At 61.9% G+C, this 722-nt stretch carries 1 protein-coding gene; it reads left to right on the top strand.

What is annotated here, in order from left to right; translation table 11 throughout:
* Window positions 1–218: YxiG-like protein (locus tag G7B67_RS13355; protein ID WP_207780943.1), on the top strand; the 218-nt coding region annotated here is incomplete at its 5' end.
* Window positions 219–722: the final 504 nt, after the last annotated feature.

The following is a 722-nucleotide window of genomic DNA, read 5'->3' as shown; positions in this document are numbered from 1 at the left end:
GTTGGTCGCTGGCATGGCCAGGCATTCGGGCAATTGAACCATCAACCAAAGCCGCCGCATGGGCCGCCCGGCTAGGCAACCCGATGCATGAAGCTGAGATTGAGACTGATCGCTTCCGAATCAACCTAATCTTCCACAGTTTGCGGTGGGCCAAGGTCAGCGATGAGACATCCACAGTTTCAAGCGTCGTTATCCCGCTCTCCTCGCAAGGGAGCTAACAATTCAATCAAGCCGAACCCGCTTCGCGGGTCGGCTTATTTCAGGTGTTAGGCCGCTAAGAGCGGGCCTGCTGCGGCAATTCGGCAGTTCGGGTTGCTCGCTTCGCTCAGCACCTTGTCGCTTTCGTCCACCCTCTTCGGTCGCGCTTGGAGTCACCTAAGCGGCGCTCGTATTTCCACGCGGCAGTCCTGGCGATCGAGGTTATTGGCGGCATCAAGGCGGGGCGCTCGCAGTCCCCGATGCGCGGCCGTGCATCTTCGCTTCGGCACAAGCAGCTTCGGCTAGTCCGCGGGTCGCGCCCGAGTTGCCCAGGGGTGCGCCCGGACCGTCCGGCGGCATTTGCCGCGTCCCATGCCACCAGGCGGCATCTGGGATGGGCGCCTGTAGCTCCTGGCGCGCGGCCGACTGGCTCGGCTTCAGGTCAAGCGTGTGGCTTGCTACCGAATCACTCTTGTGGGCAAATGGCGGCCTAACGATTCATTCAAGCCGAACCCGCTTCGTTC

This window comes from Cognatiluteimonas telluris (assembly GCF_011320095.1).
Classification (GTDB): Bacteria; Pseudomonadota; Gammaproteobacteria; order Xanthomonadales; family Xanthomonadaceae; genus Cognatiluteimonas; species Cognatiluteimonas telluris.
This window is presented reverse-complemented; position numbering and strand designations above follow the sequence as displayed.